A 23731-nucleotide genomic window follows, 5' to 3' on the forward strand; every position below is an offset into this window, starting at 1 on the left:
TTTGTAAAATATAAAAAAGTCAAAAAACATTTGTAGGAATAACTAAATGAAATTGGATTTATTAGTGAAGTGGAATGAATGAAAAGTTAGAATTATAAAAGGAGAAAGAACAAAATGTACAAGTATACAATCTATGTAACACATAAAGGTAAAGTTTATCAAACCAACGTAATAGCTACCAAAAACCAAACAGAAGAAGAAGTTTATCGTATAGCAAAAGAACAAGTTCTTAAACAATGGGAAAATTAAATAAGAGATTCTGGGATTAAGAGGATTGAATATCCCGCTGCCAATAGCGGATTTGGAGGATATTATAAAGAATACTAATTATATATAAATTATAATAAGAGGAGTTGGTGGGTTTATGAAGAATACTAATAACCTTACTATAGAGGAGTTGGAAAGACGTATTGCTCATTTTGAGGATCGTCTTACAGATTTTATTATTACCGAGGAACAAAGAGAGTTAATCAAAGAAAGCTTAAGGGGACTAAAGAACGCTAAAGAGCGCAAGGCTTCCTAAACTTTTTAAATAAAATAATACATATAAATTAAAAGGCGAATTAGACACATGTAGATATGTGTTCTAATTCGCTTTTTTTCGTAGTTCGACCCCTTTCAATTAGAAAGGAGCGATTAACTGGATACTAAAATGCTTCTTAAAATGAAATGCTGCTGTCACATCGGAATAATATGTTTGAAATAATTCCCCCTTATAATATATATGATTGCAAGTATAGAATTTTGGATGTCCTTTAGTAAGGAATATTCAATAGAAAGGGAGTGTTTCAATGGATTTATGCACAAATTGTGGTGAAAAATTAAATGAATCTAGTAAATTCTGTCCAAACTGCGGTACGAAGCTTGCAATAGATCAAAAGAACATGCCCTCAACCCCAGAAACGCGCATTGATATAAAGAAAAATCGTTCAAAAACGAGATTATTAGTTGGAGTCGGATCGCTTATAGGATTGATGCTTGTTATAAGCGTTACCCTAATAGCAAAAGATTTTTATAAGCCTGAACCTAAATCGAATGTAGCAGCAACAAAAACGGTTGAACAATCAAAAGATAAAGAGGTAGAAAATAAAGATCAAGCTAGTCATGACACTGAACAAGAAAGTTCCAATCTTTCCTCTTCAGAATATATATTGCCTGCAAGTGATCAGAGTGTAATGAGTGAGGGAGACGTTGCTAATCTTACAAAAGGGCAGCTGCGTATCGCCAGAAATGAGATCTACGCTCGTCATGGGTATGTTTTTAACTCGGAGGATTTACAAACCTATTTTTCGAGTAAGTCATGGTATCATCCAGACGATGCCTTTGATGGCTCTTTAAATGAAGTAGAAAAAGAAAATGTAAACTTCATAAAAGCGAGAGAGGATAGTCTTTAGCTCGTAAGATGTCGTGAAAATGTTTTCCGACATCTTTTTTGGTAGAATTAAGCCAAAAGTAAACTAGGGGGAAATGTCGTGCTACTTGAATTTATTGCCGTCACGGTTGAGGATGCCGTATTAATTGAAAAATCAGGAGCAGACCGAATTGAGCTTGTTTCGGGCTTAACAGAGGGTGGGTTAACGCCGAGTTATGGGTTGATTGAAAAAGTAGTTTCGAGTGTTCGTATTCCGATAAATGTCATGGTGAGACCGCATAGTCAATCATTTTGCTATTCGAAAGACGACCTCGCCATCATGAAAAATGACATTCGTATCATTCGCTCGCTGGGGGTAAACGGGGTCGTATTGGGAATGTTGGATGAGGAAGGAAATATTGAATACGGTCAGCTTGAGGAACTCTTAACGGAAACAGGTGATATGGAGGTAACCTTTCATCGCGCCATCGATAGTTCAAGGAATCCACTCGAAGCAGCAGAAAAATTGGATCAATATAAGGCAATCAATACGATTTTAACATCGGGCGGTTACGGTAACTGGCCTACACGGCTTGAGATGCTAGTGAAGATGAAGAATCGTTGTAAGAATACGGATATACTAATCGGGAGCGGGTTGACAAAGGAAAATATCCTAGAAGTTCATGAACTTGTGGGTACCGGTTTCTATCATTTCGGATCAGCCGTTCGCAAAGAAAATAGTGTGCTTCAGAGTGTTTCGTTAGAAAAAGCCACTGAAATCATTCATCTTCTGAAGAAAAAGGGGTGAGGCCCTCGCCTTAACGGGTTCTCTTTTAAACTATTTGGAAGTTTTGTTGAACAAGTTGTAAATTTAACATTTTAAAGTTAGAGCATTTCTTTGTAATGAGAAATGCTTTTTATTTTTGTCAGAAATTAAAAGGATAATTCAATAACAATAATAATACAATAAAATACGATATGAATTTATTGTAATACGATAAATTATGTGCTAAAATCATGTTGCCATTAAATAAGTGAGGTGTTTTAAATGAATGTTAAACGAGGTTCAACCACTTTCTTAAAGGTAATTATTTTTCTGGCTGGAATTGCAGTGCTTGCTTTGTGTATCTATTGGCTGCCTGAGATAGTCGTTAGAGATGCAAGGGTACATCCAGATACGGCTTACTTTCTAATCCCCTTTTTAGTATGTGCATACGGATTCTGTATTACGTTTGCTGTTGTGTTGTATCAAGCATTTAAACTATTAACCTATATCGAAAGGAACAATGCTTTCTCTGAGTTATCCCTTAAATCTTTAAAGGTTATAAAGAAATGTACTTTTGCAGTCATTTTCTTCATTGTGTTAGGGATAGTAACCTTAATGGCGTTTGCTAAAGTTACAGGTGACGATGCAGCAGGTCCAATATCACTAAGTCTAATGGGTATTTTAGTGACAAGTACTGTTGCAGCTTTTGTAAGTGTTCTTCAAATACCAATTAAAAATTTCTTGAAAAAATGAAGTAAAAATGTGAGGTGTTTATTTTGAGAGAAGTCACAACATTGTTTTTAAAAATAGCTGTTTTTATTATAGGACTACTGGTTCTTGCTTTATGTATATTTTTAGTGCCCCAAATAGCGAATTTCGCCGCAAAATTGTATCCAAATATTGCTCCAATGAAATATCTCGTTTTCATCTTGATGTATGGAGCCGCCGTGCCTTTTTACTTTGCTCTGTATCAGGCTTTCAACCTTTTACGGTACATTGACGAGAACACAGCGTTCTCGGAATTATCTGTAAAGGCGTTAAAGAACATAAAGTATTGTGCGATTACAATCAGTGGTTTGTATGTAATAGGTATGCCACTCTTTCGTTTTATAGCGAGGAAAGTTGACCCTCCTATTGGATTAATAGCACTTATCATCATATTTGCTTCTTTGGTTATCGCCGTTTTTGCTGCTATCCTCCAACGGCTTCTACAAGAAGCGATTAACATAAAATCAGAAAATGATTTGACGGTCTGAGGTGGAGGATATGACAATTATCATTAATATTGATGTGATGTTAGCAAAACGAAAAATGAGCGTAACGGAGCTTTCGGAGAGGGTTGGAATTACGATGGCGAATCTTTCTATTCTGAAAAATGGGAAAGCAAAAGCGGTTCGTTTTTCAACATTAGAAGCAATATGTAAGTCTTTGGATTGTCAGCCAGGTGATATTTTGGAGTACAGAAGCGACGAAGACAATCAATAAAAACAGACAACAAATTTATTTAACGGGAGTCGATAGAGATTTTAAGGGATAGCATTAAGCTATCCCTTCTCTGCGTTATAATCGTTTAAACGCTCTTAATATGAATAATACTTAAGTAAAGACACTAGTTTGGAAGGGGGGGGGGAGACGTCATGTTACATACAGTTGTATCGTACTTAAGATTAGGGCTGCCCATTGTCTATATGATTGGTACTTGGCGGTTTGCTGATTGGAGAAATTGGGAGAAGTACTATCCCACCATCCTTTTCATTATAGCTGTTGATTTTTTTATTACTGTCCTTATGTCGGAATACCCATTATGGACCTTTCAAGGTTCGTTAATCGTTCCCAACCATACCATTGCGGATTTTATGTTGACCTTTATCACTTTTCCCAACCTGACATTACTTTACCTATCCTTATACCCGTATCAATCACATTGGCCTAAGCAAGTTTTATATATTGGCATCTGGTTTATTATTGAGGTGATTACGGAGTACCTGTTTTTGAGTGCCAAACTGATCTCCTATACTCATGGTTGGAATTTTGGCTGGTCATGCTTGGTTTGGCTTTTTATGTTTATTGGACTGCGTCTCCACCATGCAAGGCCGCTTTGGGCATGGGTGCTTTGCTTTATGTGTTCTGCGTTTTTAATCCTATACTTTCATATTCCGGTTACGAAGTTTAGATGATTTAATTAAGCATAGGGACGATTCTTCTCCTTCAAAGAAGCAAGCGAACCGTCCCCGTGGAACTGCCCTATTTTTTTGTGTGAAGACTGAACTTTTTTAAAAATCACATTACTAAACATTTCTCTAATTGAAAAGTTTGAAATAGTTTTTCACCATCAACTATTTCATTGCTATTATCGAAAGGGGTAATCTGGATATTCTCCCATAGGCACTGTTTTTCTTGAATGCTTTGTACATAGGTATCCCAGTTGGCCAGTTTCCAGCTGTCTCGTTCTAACCCTCTACTTTCCATTCTTTGTTTTAAGATGTCAAAGTCAATCGTAACCTGGAGAACCCTTTTGTTTACAGCCTGCCAGTTATATTTTTCTATCAATTCATTGATGTAATGCTTGTTTGCAAAATAACCCAGGAATGGAGCGTCCAGTATGACGGAATTTCCTAACTGGAGGTTGTCAGCTGCGATGTCTAGTAAGGTTTGATACTCAAGATCCATTACGACATCGGTATAAAAAGAACAGCCGTCACGGTCATGTGGGGAATATCCATTGGATTCTAGTAATTTACCAGTAAATTTGTTACAAATGATATCTTTATCTAAATAGCACCAATTATAAGTAGACGCGAGCAGTTTTCCGACCGTCGACTTCCCAGAAGACGGGGTTCCGATTAAAAAAATAACAGTGGGTTCCATGTCAACATCCTCCTAGTTAATATCTAAACCGTTTACAATTTAGTTCGCATATACGAACCTAGTTCCGAGTGACGAATTATATTTTTAGAATATCTCACCTTTTCATTCATTTCAATCCCCATTTTTATATAAAAAACTTTTTAAAAGAAATTTTCAAAAAACTATTGTGTTTATTTTTTTAGGTCACTATACTTGAGTTATAAATTCGATATGCCGAATATAGTTCGCATATACGAACTTCTGATAAGGAGTCATTATGGAAAAGATACGAATCAATAAATCAGCCGAACGAGCCTTAGATCTTCTCGTATTGCTGGCCAAAACAAGTTCTTCCCTAACATTAAATGAAATCTGTAAAGAGATGGACATGCCGAAAAGTAGCGGGTTTGAATTGGTGCAGACATTACTATATAAGGGATTCATAGAAATGGATGATCCTCGTTTAAAAACGTACCGATTAGGTTTAGCCGCTTTTGAAACAGGAATGGCGTATCAAACGAATATGGAGATTACCCAATTAGCCAGACCTTTGCTAATAGAATTGAATAAACAAACTGGCAGTACTGTGTTCTTAGGAGTAGAAGATAAAGGCAAAGTCGTTTATCTGGATAAAGCCGAAAACTTCTCTGTGATGCGCCCGACTGCAAAGCTTGGTTCTCGCCGGTTTTTACATACTACTGGTGTGGGAAAAGCGCTTCTAGCTGCAATGCCTGATGAAAAAATTGAATATTTTTATAGTGATGGTGAGATTCCAAGAAAAACACCTTTCTCCATGGTAACCATGTCCGATATTTTACTAGATATGAAGGGAATCCGTGAACGGGGTTATTCGATTGATGACCGTGAAGACAATGAGGAAATGTATTGTATGGGGTCTGCGATTTTTGACCAGGCTAATCAGCCGGTTGCTGCCATCAGTATTGCCAGCGTCTACTCTAGTTTGACACCCGAGAGAAAAGACCTGGTTAGTAAATTAATTACTGAAACCGCATTGAAACTATCTAATCAACTTGGATATAGCGGAAAAAGGTTATATGTGAATATTTAGAAATTCTAAATAGATAAAACAAAATAGGAGGGATTCCATGCCTAGGAAACTAGCAAATTTAAAAAAGATCTATGAAAGCGGTATCGTCTTGATTATTCGTTCTGAAAGCGAAGAAGAGGCATTGGCCGTTTCTGAAGCTGCTATTAAAGGGGGGATTCAAGCATTAGAGATTACGATGAGTGTTCCTAACGCATTAAATGTCATTCGAACCTTATCAAATAAATATAAGGACAAAGGGATTTTAATAGGGGCTGGCACCATCTTAGATGGAGAAACTGCTAGAGCAGCTATACTTGCTGGTGCAGAACTATTAGTTAGTCCACAGTTGAATCCAGAGATGATCAAAATGGCAAACCGCTATCAAGCGATCACCATCAGTGGGGCCTTTACTCCAAGGGATGTAATCGAAACGTTAGAGGCGGGAGCTGACATTGTAAAGCTATTCCCAGCTGAAGTAGTAGGTCCAAAATATGTAAGTGCCATTATGGCTCCAGTTCCAGAGGCACCGATTGTCCCAACAGGCGGCGTGACTCCAGAGAATGTTCATGAGTGGCTCGAAGCGGGTTGTATAGGTGTAGGTGTGGGAAGCTATATTTCAAAAGCCGCCCGAAAGGATGGGGATTATCAAAAGGTTACTACTGCCGCAAAAGAATTCGTTGAAGCAGTAGCTAATGCACAATACTCCTTGGTTTAACCACTTGTAGGATTGAGTTCATTGCACTCATCCTACTGACCGTCATGGTTGGACAAAGTTTGCAATACATAACTATTGGAGGAAATGCAAACGCGTTCAATGGTGTGAGACGGTCAGGCTTAATAAAACGAGACCATTTCGTTTGATAATGTAAGGGTATTCACATGCTTATTTTAAAAAGAGGAGGTTATATTATGGCTAAATTACAGGAAGAAGTCCTTCAAGGGACTAAACCAGCGAAAGGGATCAATCAATTCCGATGGACTTTTGTTTTTATTATCTTAATTGGAGCAGTTGTTAACTATTTAGACCGAGCGAATCTAAGTGTAGCGAATCCTTTAATATCTAAGGAGTTTGGTTTATCTCCATTACAAATGGGTGTATTATTGTCGGCGTTCCTTTGGCCGTATGCATTGGCAAACCTTCCAGCAGGCTGGCTTGTTGATAAAATTGGTCCGAAAAAAATGTTTACAGGGGCGATTGGTTCATGGTCGATTGTTTCCGTTTTGACCGCATTTACTAACAGCTATTCTATTTTTTATACTTTACGCGTATTGCTTGGTATTTCGGAATCACCGTTTTTTCCTTCGGCTACAAAGGCCATTAATACTTGGTTTTCTAAAAAAGACCGCGGAACACCATTAGCCATTGTTAATACCGGGTCTCAAATTGCGAACGGAATTGCGCCTCCACTACTAACCGCGTTAATGCTCACTTACTCTTGGAAGATTATGTTTTTGGTTGTAGGAGCAGCAGGTTTGGTAGTAATGGCTGTTTGGTGGTTCGTATACCGTGACCCAAGTAAATTTGAATTAGTTGAAATCAATAAGGATGAGCAGGAAGAAATCCAGGTTCAATCTACAGAAAAGCAAATTGGCTGGGGAAGTTTATTTAAATATAAATCCACATGGTTTATGATCTTTGGTAACTTTGGACTTGTTTATACTATGTGGACATTCTTAACTTGGCTGCCAGGTTACTTAGTGGCTGACCGTGGGTTAACTGTATTAAAAACAGGCTGGATTGCTTCTATTCCATTCTTAATGGGGATTATTGGTGTACCGCTTGGCGGCATCATCTCTGACTACTTTATTCGTAAAGGCTATCAACCAATTAAGGCGCGCAAAATTCCTCTTGTATGCGGAGCAATTCTTGCAGCGTGTGCCGTCATTCCAATTCCATATGTGTCTGGCGTTAATGCGGCGATTACTTTAATCACAATTGCTTATTTTGCTTCTTCTGTGCCGACTGGTGTCATCTGGACACTTGCAACCGATGTTGCACCGAAAAACATGGTCGCATCATTAGGTTCCATCCAAAATTTTGGCGGCTTTATTGGAGCAGCGTTAGCACCAATCGTTACGGGCGCGATTGTACAAGCAACAGGATCGTTTGAATTTGTCTTTATTGTTGGGGCTGTATTGCTGATTGTTTCGGCTGTTAGCTATGGTATCTTCTTGAAAAAGCCGATTGAGGTGAAGTAAGATGTTTTTTTTAGAAAAAAGAAAACCATCCTATACTTTGGCGAGCAAAAGGATGGTCCTCTAAAAAAGTAATTGAATAAACAACCATACTTGGCGGTATTGGTTGAAAAGAGAAGTGTTCTCAGCACTTCTCTTTTTTATTATACAATAGTTTCCCTTTTAAAAGTAAGAATCTATAAATCTAGAAGCAAGAGAATCGTCCCCGTGGATTCGTAAATTTAATTTTCTAAATTGTATTTACAATTCGTCTTTCTCGCATATATAATGTATTTGTATTTGTATACAATGAAAGAGAGGGGTAGAAATAACCGAATGAAGATTATTTCTGAGATTAAAAGACCAGATCCACAAGTGATTAAAGAGTTGGAAGCGATTTCTCCGAGTGATTATGGACACAGTCTCAATTTTCAACTAATCAGTACAAGAAAAATCAAACCCTTATTTCCAATTGACGGCACCTTTGCTGGACCTGCACTCACCGTAAGAATTCCTCCCAATGATGGTTTATTAATCAATAAGGCACTTGATTTTGTGAAACCTGGGGATGTAGTGGTTATTGATATGAACGAAGAAGAACGCTTTGCTTGTTGGGGAGAAATCACCACGAAACTTGCGATGGAAAAAGGTGCGATTGCTTGTATCATTAATGGAGCGGTTACAGATACCCGCATGATTATTGATCTCCAATTTAAGGTTTTTTCTTACGCAGTTTCCCCGTTAACCACCAAGGTTTATAGTCTTGATGGAGATGTCAATGTGCCAGTATCCATTTCCGGTTGTGTGATCAACCCCGGAGATATTATTGTCGGAAGCAACGATGGCTTGTTAGTGGTCCCAAAAGAGGATGCCTTAACCTATCTTGAAATTGGTAAAAAGGAACAGGAAGCCGATGAAAAACGCCGCCAAGATTTGGAACAGTTAGGAGCAGAGAATTATCTTCGCCGCTTCGACCCATTATGGAATCAACTCCTAGAAAAGAACGAGATTGACTAATGATATGAATCTATTGAAATGAATACCATTTTTTCTGCTTTTCTACATTTATATTAAAAAGGGAGAGGGTATGATGGCAAGATTGGAAGCTGAAAAACAAATAGAAACGGTGCAGGTAAGAGAAAAGAAAATTGGGTTACGTTGGGGACTTGCCTTTCTATTTTTTGTTATTGGTTTCATCGCTTACATGGACCGATCAAATATTTCGATCGTTGCTGTACCAATGATGGAAGATTTGGGATTGAATAAAGTTCAATTTGGACTACTCTCTTCCCTTTTTTACTTAGGGTATTGTTTTGCGCAAATTCCCGGCGGTATGCTGGCCGAAAGGTTTGGTGCCAGGAAAATCGTAACCATCGCCGTTGCCTGGTGGTCTGTCTTTACGGCGTTAACAGCGGCTAGTGCCAATTATGTTGTCATGTGTATCGTGCGATTTTTATTTGGAGCTGGTGAGGGTCCGATGTATCCGGGGAACGCCGTGTTCAACTCTCACTGGTTTCAAAAGCATGAAAAAGGACGTGCGTCTAGTGCTTTGTTAGCGGGCTCCTTCTTGGGTCCGGTTATTGCACCAGGAATTTCAGTCGCCATTTTGGCAGCGTTTGGCTGGCATGGGGTATTTTATGTATTTGGTCTTTTGGGCATCGTCGTTGCATTGGCTTGGTATTTCTTCGGAAGAGATAAACCAGAACAGCATCCGTGGATTTCTGAAACAGAAAAAAGGCTCATTATGGAAAATCGCAGTTTTTCCGGACTTCAAAAAAAATCGGCCCCATGGAAGCTGTATTTGAAAAACTATCGATTTTGGTTGGTGGGGATACAATATCTAGTAGTCATCTACATGAACACCTTCTTTTTAACATGGCTGCCTACATATTTGATGGAGGCAAGGAACTTTTCTCTAAAAGAAATGGGATTTGCTGCTAGTTTCCCGTGGTTGGCTATCTGTCTGTCTGTACTAATCGGAGGTGCTGTTTCAGATAAAATCCTCCAAAAAACAAACTCGCGGATGATTGCCCGTGGGGGAATGGCTGTATTCGGTTTTGTCGTTTTCATGGCAGGCTTGTATCTCTCTGCTTACTCTGTTAGTCCTACATCAAACGTTGTTTGGTTGACCATTACTCTTGGTGCACTAGGGCTGCCTATTGTTGCTTCATGGGCGATTGCAAACGATTTAGGTCAAGAATTCTCCGGTTCTGTCAGTGGCTGGATGAATACGTGGGGAGCCATTGGAGGGATCACCTCTCCGATTATTTGCGGATGGTTTGCACAAGAAATGGGTTGGAACACGACTCTATTAATCAACATTCTCCCTGTCATTATCGCCGCTTTGATCTGGTTCTTTATTAAGCCTGACCGTCCATTAGTTCCAGTGGAAAAAAAATAAGAAGTGTAAAACTAAAAAAAGGTGAGATCACATGGAAAATTTGATCAATAAACGAGTTACGACGATTCAGGTTCCTAGTATTAGGAAATTTTCCAATATGGTGGTTGATTATCCTGATGCGATTAATCTTACCCTAGGCCAGCCTGATTTTCGTACACCCGAGCATATAAAAGAAGCGGGTATTGCAGCCATAAGGCAGAACCAAACGGCCTATACGCATAATGCGGGGTTACTTAGCCTTAGACAAGCGGCTAGTGACTTTGTGCATCGTAAATACGGTCTATCCTATGACGCCGAAAAGGAGATCATTGTCACCACCGGAGCGACAGAAGCTATTGATATCGCCTTTCGCACGATTTTACGTGAGGGCGATGAAGTCCTTCTTCCGGCTCCTATCTATCCAGGGTACGAACCGCTCATCCGATTGTGTGGGGCAACCCCAATCTATATTGATGTGACTCAAAATCAATTCAAGCTGAATGCCGAACTGCTTGAAAATAAACTAACGGATCGAACACGCTGCATTGTTCTTTGCTCTCCATCCAACCCGTTAGGAAGCGTGTTAGATCAAGAAGAGATTATTGAACTAGCAAGACTTCTGAGGGAAAAGAATATATTCGTAGTTTCGGATGAGATATATAGTGAACTGACTTTTGATAAAAAACATTTTTCGATTGCCACTGTTCCTGGAATGAGGGAAAAAACAATCGTGATTAATGGTCTAGCGAAGTCCCATTCTATGACCGGGTGGAGAATTGGTTTTACCTTTGCGCCGGCCTATTTATCTGAACAGATGTTGAAGGTGCATCTTTATAATTCAGTCTGTGCCAGCACGATCAGCCAGCATGCAGCCGTTGAAGCTCTTACCCATGGGATCAATGATGCGCATCCAATGGTCGTCGAATATCGGAAGAGAAGAGATTATGTTTGCCAGCGTTTACCGAAGATGGGATTTGATGTGGTGAAACCAGAAGGGGCTTTTTATGTTTTCCCTTCGATAAAAAGTACCAACATGAATTCCTTTGATTTTGCAATGGCTCTATTACAAGAAGCAAAAGTGGCGGTGGTGCCTGGCACTGGGTTTTCTGAGTATGGAGAAGGTTTCATAAGGATTTCCTATGCGGCTTCTATGGAGATGCTCATAACAGCTTTCGATCGAATGGAACTTTTTATGGATTCGATTAAAAACAAAAAGGCAGTCTCGAACTAAATTTAATAGGAATTTATTTTGCAGATATTTACAATCTTAACATCATGGTATAATCAAACTATATTGTCCATCTCGTTCATTATAGTTTGATTATACTTTTAAGTAATTTCTTATATGGAGTAAACGTAAAGGAAGATTATTATGCGAAAATTAAAATCAGCTGGTTCGTTATCCGATCAAGCGTATGATGTGATAAAAAATGCCATTATTAATAATGAAATAAAGCCATTGGAATATATAACAGAAGAGCACTTAGCTGAAAAGCTGGGGATCAGCCGAACTCCAATCCGAACTGCCTTAAAAAAGCTAGTCTATGAAGGTCTGCTTGAAATGGAATCTTCAAAACAAACAAGGGTTCGAATGATTTCTGTAGAAGAAGCACGACAGTACCAGGTTTTAAGAGAAAACTTGGAGCCTTTAGCCGCTAAACTTGCCTGCTTAAACATGGATGAAGAGCAATTAGCATTTTTAAAAGATATTTGTGAACAACAGCGTGAAAGTATCGTCGAAAAAGATTTTAGCCAATTTATTAATTTGGACACCCAATTTCATATCTATCTCGCGGAGTTCACCAATAACCATAAATTAATAGAATTTATTAATTCTCTTCGCACCCAGATGCAAAGGTATCTCATTCTAACGAATACGCTACAAGCCAGTGCGTCCGAAGCGCTTCAAGAACATCTTCAAATCATTGATTCTCTTGAAAGGAAAAATCCAGAAGAAGCCGCTGAATGCATGGCCAATCATGTGAAAAATGTATCCAATCGATTTGGTCTTACACTTTTAAAATAAAAAAACGTATGGAGTGAAGCGCTCTAGTAGGTTACTGGAGCTTCTTTCACCCATATTTACTAATAAATATTTTTTTAAAAATTTATTGTATACAAATACAAGTGCAAGGATTTTTTTAAAAAAAGGGGATGACAAAAGAATGATGGTAAAGGAAAGTAAATGGCAAACGAAAAATCAATTATTGGACTCACTCTGTGAACTTGTAGAAATTCCAAGTGTGACACATAGTAGCGGCGAAATCGAAGTGGCGGAGTATGTTGAAAAAAAGCTTCGTGAACTTCCTTATTTTCAAACAAATAAAGAGTATTTAACGCTTCATACAACAGAGGACAATCGCAAATTTGTTACGGCTCTCGTAAAAAAAGAAACCAATGAAAAAAGAACGGTGATTCTTGTCAGTCATTTTGATGTGGTGGGAGTAGAGGATTATGGTGATTGGCAGGAATATGCTTTTCAGCCGAAAAAATTAACTGAGTTATTTTATGAAAATAAGAATCACATGACTAAAGATGTTCAAAAGGACTTAGAAACTGGAAATTGGTTGTTCGGCAGGGGAACGATGGATATGAAGTGCGGATTAGCATTGCATATGTCCCTCATCGAAGAAGCATGTTCCGGATCATTTGATGGGAATTTGTTGCTCTTAACGGTTTGTGATGAAGAAGTGAATTCTGTAGGAATGCGTAATGCGGCACCGATCCTATTGGACATGGCGAAGCAGCATCATCTTGAATACCAAGCGTGTTTAAACTCAGAGCCAATGTTTGCACGCTATCCAGGAGATGAGAATCAATATATCTATTCCGGCTCCATTGGTAAGATTCTACCCGGGTTTCTCTGCTATGGGAAGGAGACACATGTGGGTGAGCCTTTCTCAGGATTAAATGGGAATTTTATGGCCTCGCTACTAACGAATGAGTTAGAGTTGAACACAGAATTTTGTGAAGTGGTAGAAGGTGAGGTCACTCCTCCGCCAACAAATCTGATTCAGAAAGACTTAAAAAAAGAATACAATGTGCAAATCCCTCATCGAGCGATTACCATGTTTAATCTATTTATTATGGAACGATCAATGAATGAAGTAGTTGAACACCTAAGGAAAAGTGCTGAAAAAGTCGCCCGCAGGATCGAACAAGGTTATGAAAAAAGAGCAGCCCATTTTTCGAAATTAGAAAATTCTACCCCAAAGGAAATTTCCGTAAAGGTTTTTCAATTTGATGAATTATTACGGTATGCGATAGAAACCTATGGAAAAGAAAAAGTAGACGCTATTCAAACGAATGTCATGAGAAGTAGAGGGTCGAAGGACGATCGCGACCTGACCATTCACTTGGTTGATGAGCTTTCTATCCTTTGTAAAGAGCTATCACCAATGATTGTCCTTTTCTTTGCTCCGCCTTATTACCCGGCGGTAAGCTCTCGAAACCACCCGCGTATTAGTCGTGTCGTGGATTATATCATTGGGTATGCCAAAAACACGCATCATATCGAGCTGAAAAAACAGAATTATTTTGCCGGGTTATCGGACTTAAGTTACGTAAGTTTGGATACAACTGCTTCAAGCCTTGGAGACCTGACCTCTAACATGCCGCTTTGGGATAGGGGATATAGTGTCCCGTTAGACGTATTAGAGACTCTAAATATTCCTGTCCTCAACCTAGGTCCGGTTGGAAAGGATGCACATAAATGGACCGAACGACTAGATGTCGACAATGCTTTCGGAGCTTTAAGAGATATGCTTTCTATTACAGTTAATCAATTATTAGCTGGGGATAAGGATTAAAATATATTTAAGACCAAAGTCCAAGGAAAAACCAAGGGACGGTTCTGGTGGCTTTTACTACTATCAGTAAAAACCTGAGAACCGTCCCTGTGGACTTCCTGAGGACCGGACTTACTGTGGAGTTGTGGAGTTGTGGAGTTCCTCCTTACTTAAATCTTCCCCGTTCGTCTCAATAACTTTTTTATACCAATGATAGCTGTCTTTTAATAGGCGCTTCTTGCTGCCATTACCATTATCATCTTGATCAACATAAATAAAGCCGTAGCGTTTAGACATTTCTGATGATGAGCAGCTAACAATATCAATAGGGCCCCAAGCATAGTAACCACGAAGGTCGACACCGTCTTTGATGGCTTCTTTCATTTGTTCGATGTGTGCACGGTAGTAGTCAATACGATAGGGGTCGTGAATTTCTCCATTTTCTAATTGGTCATAGTAGCCCACACCGTTTTCTGTGATGTAGATTGGGCACTGATAACGGTCGTAGAATAGATTCAGGAATGTTCTTAACCCAACTGGGTCGATCGACCAGCCCCAAGGGTTTGCATCTAATTGAGGGTTACGATGATCTGTATTTCCATTTGCATAACTCTCTGCATCACAAATCCTAGTATAGTAGTAAGAGAATGACATAAAATCAGCTGTATTTTTCAGTGCCTCTTCATCACCCTCGCTGAATTCAATATTGATCCCGATATCTTCAAAATATCTGAATGCATAACCAGGATAGTATCCACGCAGCAATACATCTGAATAGAAATATTCCATTTGATTATGACGGACAGTAGCCAAGACATCTTCTGGTTTTGGAGATGCTGCATAAGTAGGTCCGCCACATAACATCATTCCAATTTCTAAATCCGGATAATTGTCATGAGCGTATTTTGTTGCGTACCCACAGGCAACCATTTCATTGTGAACACCCTGATACTTTGCTTCAAGAAGATTGTCGACTTTGTCTTCTGCAATTCCTAAGTGATTAAAGGACTCATGCACGATTAAGTTAATTTGGTTAACAATGATCCAGAGTTTCACCTTTTCGTGGTAACGGTCAAACATCACCTGACAGAAACGAGTGAAGAAGTCGATCATTTCACGAGAATACCAGCCTTTGTATTCAGTAGTTAAGTATAAAGGCATTTCATAATGAGAGATCGTAATCATCGGAACCATTCCGTTCTTGATGATCTCATCAATTAAATCATCGTAGAACCGTAAACCCGCTTCATTTGGTTCGGTTTCATCACCCTTAGGGAAGATGCGGGTCCAGGCAACTGAAGTTCTAAATGTTTTCAGACCCATCCCAGCCAATAACTTCAAATCTTGTTTGTACGTATGATAGAAGTCGATCCCCCAGCGTTTTGGAAATATTCGATCGGTGCTATTTAGGGCTTCTTCAATATACTGAGTCGTAATTTCAAGATTCGTTTTTTCCTCAATCGGAATATCGGAACGGAATTCGTTAATATCCGCTACACTTAATCCTTTCCCGTCAATGTCAAAAGCGCCTTCTGCTTGGTTAGCTGCAATCGCGCCGCCCCATAAAAAGTCTTTAGGAAAACCAGTTGGTATTTTACTCATGGATCTTCTCCTTTTCTGCCTTTTCTAATCTTGCCAGCCTAGCGTCATAGGTTTCAAAAATCTTTATCATTCGTTTCGCAATGTTAATTTCACTATATATGGTCATTAATGTATCTTGGGCATGGGCGAAGAGCACAGAATAGTCACCAGTTCCACCTTGAGTTTCTTCTGAAATCGCATCTGTTTGAATACGATGGGCTTTGACGATTTCGTCATTCGCCCGTTTCATTTCCTCTTTAGCCGTTTCGAAATCACTCTTTTCAATCCCTTTTAAAGCATTCATACAATGAACGCGTGCATCGCCTGCGTGGAGAATAATTTGCATTGCATTTTGGGCATTTTTTTCAGTAATCATCGTTTAAGATCTCCTCGAACTCATTATTTTGCTGCTCTTAATTCGGCTTTTTCCTCTTTAAATTCGTTTTGCATTTCTTGTTTTTCATATACTTTGAAGAATGGATACCAAATGAGAGATGCTACAAGCAAACAGACTAGCATTAAGATGAGACCCGTAACTGTTCCTGTTGTAATCCATGTTGAGATTGGAAAAGGAACATACCATAAGTCAAATACGATTTTGGGAATTGGTGCAAAGTGAATAACTTTTGTTCCAATCCAAACGATGATTGGCAGGATAATTCCGTTCAGCCACATTGGCAGCATCATAATTGGGTTCCAGGCGATCGCCCCAAACACAACCGGTTCATTAATGTTAAAAATACCAGGGGTAATACTAGCCCGACCAAGTGCTTTCAGTTTCGCATTTTTTGAAAAAGCTAGCATGAAAACCAAAGGCAGGGTAGCACCGATGCCGCCGATCCAAAGGTAAGCCGAATACATGGTTTCAGACGTTACAAGATTTGAAGCTCCAGCAGTAGCATTTGCCGTAATGGCAGCCAATAAAACTGGTTTTGTTACAGGAGTCAGAACCCAAGTGGAAATTCCCATGGTGTATAAGAAACAGGTAATAAACATGATGAGCGCGAAGCCCCACGGTGATTCCATTACTTTTGCTAAAGGCATAAATAGATTTAAAATCAGATTGTATAAGTCAAAGCCAGCAATATCCACTGCTAACCAAGTTGCCACAATGACAACAGCAATCGGAAGCATGGAATCAAACCAAGCACGGACAAAATCAGGGATGACGGAATCTTCTTTGAAGAAAGAAAACTTTCCGAATAAACCCATGATCCAGCCAGTAAATACACCGGCAACGATGGCGATAAACATACCGCCTGCCCCTAATGATGAATGACTAAATCCAATGGTTTTATCGGCAATCACTTGCGGTGAAATAATGATTAAGAAAGTAATAAGACCAGTACAACCAGCGATAAAGCGTTGTTTACGCAGCCGTTTCTTCTCCATTAAATTAAATGGTATTAAAAAAGAAACCAAAAGGGATAACACACCCATTGTCCATCCGAACAGAGTCCAGAAATTAGGATAGTTTTTAATATGGAACACGTCACCAGGGATGGTTAATAAACAAAATAAAGAACCTAACAAAATAAATGGAAGTATTTGCATGATGGAATCTTTTAGCGTAATAACCCAAACATTATGATTAATTTTGTTCATTTTAGGTGAGAAGTCATTTTCAAGCCAACGAATCAATTTCTCCATTTAATAAAACACCCCATTCGTAGATTATTAAAATTCCTTCAACAAATCTTCTAAAGCTGCATCTCCATCAAGAGTGGAATAGTAGGTGGGTTTCATTAATAAAACTTTCACATCAGCTTCACCAATATACTCCTCAATTTCATCCAAAATATAGGCAAGGTGAGGACCAACCATTAAAGCATCGATTTCATCAATATAATTTTCAATTTCAGCTTCGCCGCGAGCTTTGATGTTAATGTCGAGATTGCGCTTGGCAGCCGCTTTCCGAATATTCGATGCCATAAAACCAGAACTTGCTCCAGATCCGCAAACTAATAATACGTTTAATTTTTTCATAAAGTATTCTCCTTTGTTCTGTAATTGGTAGCGCTATCATTGATACAAGTTTAGTATAAATTTGTTATTGGAATTTTCCCAATATTCCTTTACACTAGGGTGGTGCAAATCTATATATTGAAAAGTGCAAAAATCACCTTTTTAAATGAAGTGAGGGTAGATTCATGAATAGTAAATATAGAAATATCCTTCGTTATCTAAGTACTCAGCAAGAATGGACACCGTCCGGGCAGCTTGCTATTACATTAGGTATTTCAAAAAGAAGTGTGAAAACGTATATTGCAGATATTAACTCGATGGAAAAAGGATTAATTACATCATCAAAGATGGGTTATCGGGTTGACTTAGAAAAATTAAACCCTTTTTTATCGTCTATAAAAACAACGATTCCCCAAACACCAAAAGAACGTGCTGACTTTCTCTTAAAGAGTCTTGTGAATGCCGATCGTCCCCTTCATATTTTTGATTTAAGTGATGAATTGTTTATTAGTGATGTCACGTTAAAAGGTGATTTACGAAAAGTCAAAAAACGTTTGGCGGAACATAATTTGGAATTACAGAATTCTGGAGACTTTATTCAACTTGTTGGAGATGAAAAAAGTAAGCGCAAATTAATGAGCTCTATTCTTTATAGTGAGACAAATGATAATTTTTTAGATATTGATAAGCTAAAGACATCTTTTGAGGGCTTTGATATTGACTATATCCGTTATGTCATTGCGGAAGTCTTTTCAACGTATCACTATTTTACCAATGACTATTCGCTTACTAACATCATCCTGCATATTGCCATTGCGATTGATCGGATGGAGAACGGTTTTGTTTTTTCCAAACAGATGGAGGGGGAAACGAATCAGGAAAAGGAATACAAAATCGCTCATGAAATTGCTGAGAGACTTGAAGCTCATTTTCATGTGAAGTATTCGGAGGGAGAAATACGCGATCTTGCTCTTCTTATTTCGAGTAGTGGAACAAGCGTCAACTTCATGCATCTGCAACTTTCAGATTTGCATGATGTAGCAGGAATACGCTGCATAAGTGTGGTAGAGAAGATACTGGAAGATTTGCGAAATAATTATTATATAGTGATTGAGGATAGTGAATTTTTGGTCCGCTTCACCCTTCATATTAAAAATCTTCTCATGCGTTTGGAGAATCAATTTGTCAGCAAAAATCCGTTAACCTCTACCATCAAGATCAATTGCCCGTCTATCTTCGACTGTGCCGTGCATGTATCGTATACGATTAAGGAAGAAACGGGATTCACGATGAATGATGACGAGATTGCTTATGTTGCCTTTCATTTAGGATATGCTTTAGAGATGCAGAAACAGGCGAATTCAAAAATTACTTGTTCGATTCTTTTTCCGTTTTATTATAATTACAACGTCCAACTGACTGAACAGCTGACAAACCATTTTGGCGAAGATTTGCTTATTCAGCATGTTGTTACGAATGAGAGGGAATTGGCTGTACTAAATAGTGATTTAATAATTTCAGCCGTGCAGCTAAATTCTGTGCCAACCATGCCATTTGTTATCATTAATCCTATTTTCTCTAGTTCGGATAAAACCAAGGTAGCCAATAAAATTAATGAAATAAAAGAAATAAAGCGGAAAGAGTCATTCAAGAAAAATCTTGTGGCCATGATGGACGAGCAGCTTTTTCAAATTGATAATACAGCAGGGAAAAAAGAGGAAACGTTAACGATTATGAGTGAGAGGATGGAACAAAGAGGATTGGTGGAAGGTGGTTTCCTCACGAATGTGAAAGAACGTGAAGCCATGTCTTCAACCGCTTTTGGCCGTATAGCTATTCCTCACGCAATCAAAATGGATTCCAAAAAGACGGGTATGTTTGTCTTAATCAATAATAAGGGGATAGAGTGGGATGATTCTTCTGTCAATCTAGTTCTACTACTCTCTGTTAAAAAAGACGATAAAAGACTGTATCATGATGTATTCGATTCACTGGCATCCATTTTGACGGAAGAGGGAAATGTCTCTCAAATTCTGACGGCTGAAAATTATCAGAGCTTTGTTGATTTACTCGTTTCGTGTTACTAGGGAGAACCATGGGAAACCATCTGATTTTGTAGAAAAATGGGATATTTCCTGCGGAATATTCAGAGGCATCTCGACATTCTTATTGCCTTCTTTGGAGGGAAAATCTCTATCATTCAACACTTACAGGCGATTCAACCAAATGTTTGATTAGTATAGCTTATTTGGTATTTAGTCGAAATGGTGTCGGTTTGTGAGAGTTGTATATTGAATGCTGGTTTTGGATGCATTCTCTCTGAGAAAACAGGAAAATAGTTTGAAATGAAAAAACTTATAACAAAGAAACCTCAGAGACTGGTGAAAAATAGTAGTTTTTCACCGGTCTCGAAACATTCCTATGGCATTTATGCTGCTTTCCTGGCAGCCACTTCCTGTTTCCGTGTTTCCGGGAAGGTCGCCACCAGGAAGATGTATAAACTAGAGGCAGCGATAAAGAAAATCATGGCCGGTGTGTATCCGGAAGCCCCTAATATAAAGCTCCACACAATCGTTGCAATGGTTTGCCCCGCATAGGCGATTGCCCAAAATAAGCCGAACATAATCGTCAATCTTTGTGGCGTCATCCCTTTTAATTCATGGGGCAGATTCAAAAAGATTGGATACTGGATATACATTGCAAATCCTGACATCGAAATGAGTATATAGGATAGCATCGGAATTTTATTCGCAAAAACGATTGCTAGCGCAAAGGTTCCAACCATGACGACTCCCGAAAACAGGAGAGTCGGTTTTCGCGCTACCCCTTTATTTCCGATTCGAATCCCTGCGAAAGTACCGAGTATACCAAAGCCTGAGATTAATAGGTTCGTAACCGAGCCGTTTAATAAGGTATATTGATCAAATATGGCTTTAAAGCTCACTAGCGATAACACATACAAAGTTAAAAAGGAAGCAAACGCCAAGCCGTAGCGCCAAAGGAACCCGTCCTTAAGAGCGTCTCTATACCCATATTTTTTAGCTTTTCCATCGCTATCTCTTGTTTCAAAGGTCTCTGCTTTCCAAAGCCAGCCGATAAAAAACAAAATCGTTAATGAGGCAAAGAATGTTAATGTTAAACGCCAGTTGGCCACCATTTGCTTGGCAAAAACCGTAAACAAGACGGCAACAATAAAGGCACCCGCATTATAGGCAACGGTATTAGCCGCATTAATGCGCAGTTTTACATTTGAATTTTTGACATAGTGAGCCACGATGGGGTTCATGTAGACAATAACCATCGAGCCACCTACAGCCATGACCATCCGAGCTGCGGTATAGGCCCAGTAATTAGGCAGGTAAATAGCAACAAGTCCCATCATTAAAAGTCCAATCGCCATCCCTGCTGCTTTTTTCGGTCCTAGTTTCATGAGTACCATTGCTGCTAAGATGTTTGCAAATACACGTGCAGTCGTAATCGAATAATTCACTAATTGAGATATAATAGGATCCACCGGCCCACCGAAAAACGTTTCGGTTATTTGTGGGGTCAATGAAGAGCCCGCCACCCAGTTCATGGCAAAGGTTACATAAGCCAGCCACAATACCGCCATCATAAAATAACCTTTCTTTGTATGATTATTCGTATCCATATCTTCATCTGCTTTCATTAGTGATTTCATCTTTTCATTGAAAAAATGGAGTGCTTGCAACAATTCTAGATTACAGGTTTCATTGTTTCTTTTAATACCTTAACAGAGTGGTTAAATTGTTCTTTTTCTTTTTCATTTAACTCAATTTCAAGGACTTCACGGATTCCGCCGCGGTTAATGACTGCAGGTACCCCGATAAACACATCATTTTGTCCATATTGTCCATCTAGATAAGAGGAAACCGTAAGGATACAGTTTTCATTATTTAAAATTGCTTTCGTGATTCGAACGAGGGACATTCCGATTCCATAGTACGTTGCGCCTTTTCGTTCAATAATGTGATAAGCGGCATCACGGACATTCACGAAAATTTCTTCTAAGGATTCCTTGTTTAGTTTTTCAGCAGGGAGTTCTTCAAGCCTTTCGACACCCACTGCGGCACGGCTCCAAACGGGAAGTTCTGTATCTCCATGTTCACCAATGATATAAGCATGAACGTTTCTTGTGTCCATGTTAAAATGCTGGCCAAGCGCAAAGCGAAGACGTGCAGAATCTAGTACGGTACCGGAACCAATCACACGTTCTTTTGGCAGCCCGGACTCTTTCCAAGTCAGGTAGGTTAAAATGTCGACAGGGTTTGTTGCGACCAAGAAGATGCCGTCGAATCCACTTGCCATAATGTTTTTTACGATTTGTTTAAAAATTTTCGTGTTCTTTTCCACTAACTCCAAGCGTGTTTCACCAGGTTTTTGTGCCAAACCTGCAGTAATTACCACTAAGTCGGCCTGTGCACAATCTTGATAAGAACCGCTCCAAACATTGATAGGTGATGGAGCAAATGGGATTCCGTGGTTAAGATCCATTGCTTCGCCTTCTGATTTGGCCTCGTTCACATCAATCAGAACTAATTCTTCTGCAACTCCTTGATTAATCATAGAATAAGCATAACTGCAACCAACTGCACCAGTTCCAACTAAGACAACCCGGTTTACTTTTTTATTTCTGTTTTCCATGATGATCAATCTCCTTTATTAGTGGGTTTTAAATTGCTCTATTTCTAGTAGTGATTAATTGGTAATTAATAACTTGATGATGTTAGTATAACACTAGTTTGTGAATAATTTCACAATAAATGTGACAGTAATATGAACCTTCCTCTGAAAGCCTTTACAAACAGGAGATTGTATGAATGAATACGCTGTCATCTACTGGGAGAGACGATGGGATGGTTCTGGTTTTTTCACTAATCTCGGTAAAAACCAAGATAAACCTCCCAGTGAGTTTTCTAGAAAAAATAAACGGGCAGGGTGTTCGTCCAACCCATTTTTCTTTCTATTAATAAACTATATATAAATAAAACATTTTTTAGGAGGAAAATGGGTTATGAATTGTAAGGAAAAATACGAATGTCGTCAGTCCGTCATTTGGTGGGGTTTTAAGGAAAAGGAAAAAGAAAAAGAAAAAGATAATCAGCACGATAAGCAAGAAGAGGATTATAAAGAGCACAAGCGATGCAGAAATCTTGGCTGTTTATTTAAATGTACATGTTCGTAATTTTAAAAGGGAGTGTTTCTATCTAATTAGAAACCTCCCTTTTTTGTGACCTTAGGGGCGGTTCTGGTTGACACTATACCGCTAAAAGAAACATGAGAACCGTCTCCGTGGAATGAAGGAGAAAAAAGGAAAACTTTTTGTTGCACAAGTAAACCGACAGTGTTATGATATTAAAGTTGCTTTGAACGGTGGTTAATTCGTTAAAAGTGATTACGAAAAATAATAAATTATTATATTGACATAATGATAGAGATTCGATATAATAACAAATGTCGCTTCTGGCAGACAAGATTGTTCTTTGAAAACTAAACAAACAAAATCGTGCAAACAAACAATATTAATCGTGTTTCTTCTATTAATATAGTAAGAACACGAGCCAACGTAACAAATGAGCTAATCAACTTTCTTGGAGAGTTTGATCCTGGCTCAGGACGAACGCTGGCGGCGTGCCTAATACATGCAAGTCGAGCGAGACTCTTCGGAGTCTAGCGGCGGACGGGTGAGTAACACGTGGGCAACCTGCCTGTAAGACTGGGATAACACCGGGAAACCGGTGCTAATACCGGATAATCCTTTTCCTCTCATGAGGAAAAGCTGAAAGACGGTTTCGGCTGTCACTTATAG

At 38.9% G+C, this 23731-nt stretch carries 25 protein-coding genes and 1 rRNA gene; 19 read left to right on the top strand and 7 right to left on the bottom strand.

Annotated elements, in window-relative coordinates; translation table 11 throughout:
* Positions 1-114 precede the first annotated feature (114 nt).
* The 8 genes from BR30_RS36645 to BR30_RS0111180 all read left to right on the top strand — a co-directional run bounded on the left by BR30_RS36645 (position 115) and on the right by BR30_RS0111180 (position 4294).
* Positions 115-249: a BA3454 family stress response protein gene (locus BR30_RS36645; protein WP_144555969.1), complete on the top strand. Its 135-nt coding sequence runs from the start codon at positions 115-117 to the stop codon at positions 247-249.
* Positions 250-364: 115 nt separating this feature from the next.
* Positions 365-523 carry a hypothetical protein gene (locus tag BR30_RS36650; protein WP_155928559.1) on the top strand — a complete coding sequence of 53 codons (159 nt, stop codon included), beginning with the start codon at positions 365-367 and terminating at the stop codon, positions 521-523.
* A 268-nt stretch (positions 524-791) separates the two neighbouring features.
* The gene (locus tag BR30_RS0111155; RefSeq protein ID WP_026565094.1) at positions 792-1394 is read left to right on the top strand and encodes a YARHG domain-containing protein; all 603 of its coding nucleotides are present in this window, start codon (positions 792-794) and stop codon (positions 1392-1394) included.
* A 78-nt stretch (positions 1395-1472) separates the two neighbouring features.
* Positions 1473-2159 (top strand): copper homeostasis protein CutC, encoded by a 687-nt coding sequence (locus BR30_RS0111160; protein WP_026565095.1) that lies wholly within the window; start codon positions 1473-1475, stop codon positions 2157-2159.
* 240 nt (positions 2160-2399) lie between these two features.
* Positions 2400-2870: a DUF2975 domain-containing protein gene (locus tag BR30_RS0111165; protein ID WP_026565096.1), complete on the top strand. Its 471-nt coding sequence runs from the start codon at positions 2400-2402 to the stop codon at positions 2868-2870.
* A 23-nt stretch (positions 2871-2893) separates the two neighbouring features.
* Positions 2894-3373 carry a DUF2975 domain-containing protein gene (locus BR30_RS0111170; protein ID WP_026565097.1) on the top strand — a complete coding sequence of 160 codons (480 nt, stop codon included), beginning with the start codon at positions 2894-2896 and terminating at the stop codon, positions 3371-3373.
* 10 nt (positions 3374-3383) lie between these two features.
* Positions 3384-3602 (top strand): helix-turn-helix domain-containing protein, encoded by a 219-nt coding sequence (locus BR30_RS0111175; protein ID WP_026565098.1) that lies wholly within the window; start codon positions 3384-3386, stop codon positions 3600-3602.
* A 152-nt stretch (positions 3603-3754) separates the two neighbouring features.
* Positions 3755-4294, top strand: a complete 540-nt coding sequence (locus tag BR30_RS0111180; protein ID WP_051633563.1) for a CBO0543 family protein — start codon at positions 3755-3757, stop codon at positions 4292-4294.
* A 103-nt stretch (positions 4295-4397) separates the two neighbouring features.
* Here the strand turns inward: BR30_RS0111180 and BR30_RS0111185 are convergent, their stop codons facing one another.
* Positions 4398-4985 carry a P-loop nucleotide/nucleoside kinase family protein gene (locus BR30_RS0111185; protein WP_026565100.1) on the bottom strand — a complete coding sequence of 196 codons (588 nt, stop codon included), beginning with the start codon at positions 4983-4985 and terminating at the stop codon, positions 4398-4400.
* 256 nt (positions 4986-5241) lie between these two features.
* Here BR30_RS0111185 and BR30_RS0111190 point away from each other — a divergent pair, with 256 nt between their 5' ends.
* From BR30_RS0111190 to BR30_RS0111225, 8 genes are all read left to right on the top strand, one after another.
* Positions 5242-6033 (top strand): IclR family transcriptional regulator, encoded by a 792-nt coding sequence (locus BR30_RS0111190; RefSeq protein ID WP_026565101.1) that lies wholly within the window; start codon positions 5242-5244, stop codon positions 6031-6033.
* Positions 6034-6070: 37 nt separating this feature from the next.
* Entirely contained in the window at positions 6071-6727 is a 657-nt protein-coding gene (locus BR30_RS0111195; RefSeq protein ID WP_026565102.1) for a bifunctional 2-keto-4-hydroxyglutarate aldolase/2-keto-3-deoxy-6-phosphogluconate aldolase, read from the top strand.
* A gap of 194 nt (positions 6728-6921) precedes the next feature.
* Complete coding sequence (locus BR30_RS0111200) at positions 6922-8211, top strand: MFS transporter (RefSeq protein WP_026565103.1); 1290 nt, start codon at positions 6922-6924, stop codon at positions 8209-8211.
* A gap of 312 nt (positions 8212-8523) precedes the next feature.
* A complete protein-coding gene (locus BR30_RS33175; protein ID WP_051633564.1) occupies positions 8524-9204 on the top strand; it encodes an RraA family protein in 681 nt (226 codons plus the stop codon).
* A 73-nt stretch (positions 9205-9277) separates the two neighbouring features.
* Positions 9278-10588 carry an MFS transporter gene (locus BR30_RS0111210; protein WP_197032320.1) on the top strand — a complete coding sequence of 437 codons (1311 nt, stop codon included), beginning with the start codon at positions 9278-9280 and terminating at the stop codon, positions 10586-10588.
* Positions 10589-10619: 31 nt separating this feature from the next.
* Complete coding sequence (locus BR30_RS0111215; RefSeq protein ID WP_026565105.1) at positions 10620-11798, top strand: aminotransferase A; 1179 nt, start codon at positions 10620-10622, stop codon at positions 11796-11798.
* A gap of 141 nt (positions 11799-11939) precedes the next feature.
* Positions 11940-12593 (top strand): GntR family transcriptional regulator, encoded by a 654-nt coding sequence (locus BR30_RS0111220; protein WP_026565106.1) that lies wholly within the window; start codon positions 11940-11942, stop codon positions 12591-12593.
* A 139-nt stretch (positions 12594-12732) separates the two neighbouring features.
* Entirely contained in the window at positions 12733-14376 is a 1644-nt protein-coding gene (locus BR30_RS0111225; protein ID WP_026565107.1) for a M20/M25/M40 family metallo-hydrolase, read from the top strand.
* A gap of 111 nt (positions 14377-14487) precedes the next feature.
* On the opposite strand, the gene BR30_RS33180 is transcribed toward BR30_RS0111225, so the two are convergent.
* Genes BR30_RS33180 through BR30_RS0111245 form a run of 4 tightly spaced genes read right to left on the bottom strand, consistent with a single transcriptional unit; the run spans position 14488 to position 17922 of the window.
* On the bottom strand, positions 14488-15957 hold the full coding sequence (locus BR30_RS33180) for a glycoside hydrolase family 1 protein (protein ID WP_051633566.1): 1470 nt from the start codon (positions 15955-15957) through the stop codon (positions 14488-14490).
* Positions 15950-16312: a PTS sugar transporter subunit IIA gene (locus BR30_RS0111235; protein ID WP_026565108.1), complete on the bottom strand. Its 363-nt coding sequence runs from the start codon at positions 16310-16312 to the stop codon at positions 15950-15952. The genes BR30_RS33180 and BR30_RS0111235 overlap by 8 nt, the downstream gene beginning before the upstream one ends.
* Before the next feature lie 23 nt (positions 16313-16335).
* Positions 16336-17586 carry a PTS sugar transporter subunit IIC gene (locus tag BR30_RS0111240; protein WP_026565109.1) on the bottom strand — a complete coding sequence of 417 codons (1251 nt, stop codon included), beginning with the start codon at positions 17584-17586 and terminating at the stop codon, positions 16336-16338.
* Positions 17587-17613: 27 nt separating this feature from the next.
* Positions 17614-17922, bottom strand: coding sequence for a PTS sugar transporter subunit IIB (locus BR30_RS0111245; RefSeq protein WP_026565110.1), 309 nt, complete (start codon positions 17920-17922; stop codon positions 17614-17616).
* A gap of 164 nt (positions 17923-18086) precedes the next feature.
* Between BR30_RS0111245 and BR30_RS0111250 the strand changes: the two genes are divergently transcribed.
* Positions 18087-19988: a BglG family transcription antiterminator gene (locus BR30_RS0111250; RefSeq protein WP_026565111.1), complete on the top strand. Its 1902-nt coding sequence runs from the start codon at positions 18087-18089 to the stop codon at positions 19986-19988.
* Between the two features lie 341 nt (positions 19989-20329).
* Here the strand turns inward: BR30_RS0111250 and BR30_RS0111255 are convergent, their stop codons facing one another.
* Together BR30_RS0111255 and BR30_RS0111260 are read right to left on the bottom strand one after the other, a co-directional pair.
* Positions 20330-21583, bottom strand: coding sequence for an MFS transporter (locus BR30_RS0111255; RefSeq protein ID WP_155928565.1), 1254 nt, complete (start codon positions 21581-21583; stop codon positions 20330-20332).
* 35 nt (positions 21584-21618) lie between these two features.
* A complete protein-coding gene (locus BR30_RS0111260) occupies positions 21619-22566 on the bottom strand; it encodes an L-lactate dehydrogenase (RefSeq protein ID WP_026565113.1) in 948 nt (315 codons plus the stop codon).
* Between the two features lie 370 nt (positions 22567-22936).
* On the opposite strand from BR30_RS0111260, the gene BR30_RS36660 reads away from it, so the two are divergent.
* Positions 22937-23107, top strand: a complete 171-nt coding sequence (locus BR30_RS36660) for a hypothetical protein (RefSeq protein WP_155928569.1) — start codon at positions 22937-22939, stop codon at positions 23105-23107.
* Positions 23108-23510: 403 nt separating this feature from the next.
* A 16S ribosomal RNA gene (locus BR30_RS0111275) occupies positions 23511-23731 on the top strand; the annotation flags it as partial.

This window comes from Bacillus sp. UNC41MFS5 (assembly GCF_000686805.1).